Origin of the sequence: Rhodococcus sp. (in: high G+C Gram-positive bacteria), assembly GCF_049591685.1 — a bacterium.
GTDB lineage: Bacteria > Actinomycetota > Actinomycetes > Mycobacteriales > Mycobacteriaceae > Rhodococcoides.
Genome location: NZ_JBAWFH010000049.1, coordinates 1 through 2,231 on the forward strand (window position 1 = coordinate 1; position 2,231 = coordinate 2,231).

The window sequence follows — 2,231 nt, forward strand, 5'->3', positions numbered from 1 at the left end:
AGAATCGTCAGATAGAGGCAGATGTAGCCGGTTCGCGCTCGATCGGACAGCAGGAACCACACGGGCATCGCCAGAGCGCCCACACCGACGGCATCGACAACCGCCAGCGGAAGCACAGACACGATCACCGAGGTCAACATGCGCGAACCAAGCCTTCGCGTCGGATTCCGCCGGGTAAGACGCCAGCCCGAACGACGCTGACCGAAGCCGACGCTGACGAGGACGAGGACGGGGACGCTGACGGGGACGGGGACGGGGACGACAGGGTGATCCGCGAGAGCGAAACCGTCCACATCACGACCGAGCCGTCACGGCTTGCTGCCCCGGCCGTTGCCGTCCCAGCCGTTCGTCTCCCGGCTGTTGCTGTCCCGGCCGTTCGTCTCCCGGTTATGGTCGTCGAAATCCCCTCGCGGGCTACCGATGATGCCGTCTCGCAATCCTTCGACGATGCCCTTGTTCCTGCGCCCACCTCGGTGCTCGAACAATTCGAATGCGCCCAGCACCACCAGCAGAACGCCGAAGGCACGGCCCGTAAACCAGAAGAATTCGAGGTTGGGCAAAAACACCGCCAGCACCAATCCCACGAGGACGAGTAGGAATCCCGATTTTCCTGCCATGACGTTCATCCCCTCTCCGCCGGAACGGGTGGAGAGCGAATTTGCCCGGGGGTTCCGGCGGGTACGGGAACAGTCAACTCGGACCTGTTGATCGACAACACTCTGTGATTCGACGATCGCGCCGGTCAGCTGCGGCAACAGCTCGAAGATCCACCAAAAGTAGTAGACCGCGAATTTCGAGGCGTTCGCCCAGTTGCGGCGTAGGTGGCGAGGCCGGATCGACGGGGTTCTCCTGACCGCCGTGACTCACCGCTCGGCCTTTCGTAACCACGTCCCGGGTCCGCCTTTGTGGTCGTCTTGGGTGAGGGCGTGAATCGCCGTCGCCGCGACTACGACGATGGCGGAGTATACGAACAACCAGCCGATCAACGTAAAAACTATTCCGAGGAAGCCGAACTGTTGCTCTGCATTGTTGAGTACCTGGGGAAGCACGACGATGCTGCCGGCCTGCAATCCTGTGAGTCCGACTGCGGTCGAAGCACCGGTCGTCCAACGCGCGCGGACAGGGATCCCGCGTGGTACCAGGAGCGCTGGCACCGCGGTCCATACAAGTAGCCATACTGCAAATTGCGCCCCGCCCACCAAGATTGGCTCCGCGACGGGCCCACTGTCGAGTGCCCGGGCCGCGCCGATCGAGACGGCACCGCAGGCGAGGACGATGATGACGGCGATCCAACGCCAGCTCTGCCGAAACGAGACGATGGGCAGGCTCCAGATGCGCGCGTAGAGCCGCCCCAACGCTCGTGCATACGAGGTTGCGGCGGCGATCAGCATCAGTACACCGGCGACACCGAATGCCGCAGCGGAGGAATCGGGCACACTGTCCAGACCCGAAAGGTCGAGGCCGTAGTCCGAACGCAATGTCTCCGAGACCGGATCCATCGCGCCCAGCGTCCCGATTGCAATCATCACCGGAACCAAGGACGTGAAGGACTGCGCCGCCAACGTCATTGCCGAGTCGACCACACCGATCTCGCCGACCTCGGAAACGACGCGCAACAACAACCGGCCCCGCACGGAGGCGTTCAAGCGGGCGCGGAAGCGTTCGAGTGATTTTCCGATGTCGGTCATATCCGACAGCATCGCAGCTAACCCTACATTCCCGCATCGCGTCGCGTTCGCAGGTGAGTCCGGGTGTCCGGAGGGCCGCGAATTGCTATTGAAGCACGCTGTGCGCATCTCGTTGCGAGCTCTTCTCGTTATCGGTCTTCTTCTCCGCCGGCGGCGATCGCGTCCGTGACGGTCGGGTACACCGGTAGCGACTCCTCGTCCTCGGTGCCCGCCAAAATATCCCTGAATTGGCCTATGTCTCTTGCGATTCGGAAGACGACGTTGTTCCGCTTCAGACTTGCTGCGAGGTCGAGCAGCATCCGGGCGGCGCTCACGTCGATGTACGGGGATGTTTCTGCATCCAGGATCACGACCTCGGTGCTCTCGTCGACAAGTGCTGTGATGCGGCCGCGGACGTGGTCTGCGTTGGCGAAGAACAGGCCGGCTTCGACTCGCACGACCACCACTCCGTCGATGATGGGGACGTCGGGGTTTCGCTCGACGTCCACCCACCGGGTGCCGTCTTTGCCGAGGGCAATCACATGGGGCCGCGAGACACGGTAG

At 62.9% G+C, this 2,231-nt stretch carries 4 protein-coding genes; all 4 read right to left on the minus strand.

The window, feature by feature from the left end; genetic code table 11:
* Window positions 1-293 (minus strand): hypothetical protein (locus WBQ44_RS02005; protein ID WP_495565066.1); only part of this gene is annotated, 293 nt, incomplete at its 3' end.
* Between the two features lie 15 nt (window positions 294-308).
* Window positions 309-617: a hypothetical protein gene (locus WBQ44_RS02010; protein ID WP_495565067.1), complete on the minus strand. Its 309-nt coding sequence runs from the start codon at window positions 615-617 to the stop codon at window positions 309-311.
* A gap of 246 nt (window positions 618-863) precedes the next feature.
* Entirely contained in the window at window positions 864-1,688 is an 825-nt protein-coding gene (locus WBQ44_RS02015) for a hypothetical protein (RefSeq protein WP_495565068.1), read from the minus strand.
* 128 nt (window positions 1,689-1,816) lie between these two features.
* On the minus strand, window positions 1,817-2,231 hold a 415-nt coding region (locus WBQ44_RS02020), incomplete at its 5' end, for an STAS domain-containing protein (protein ID WP_495565069.1).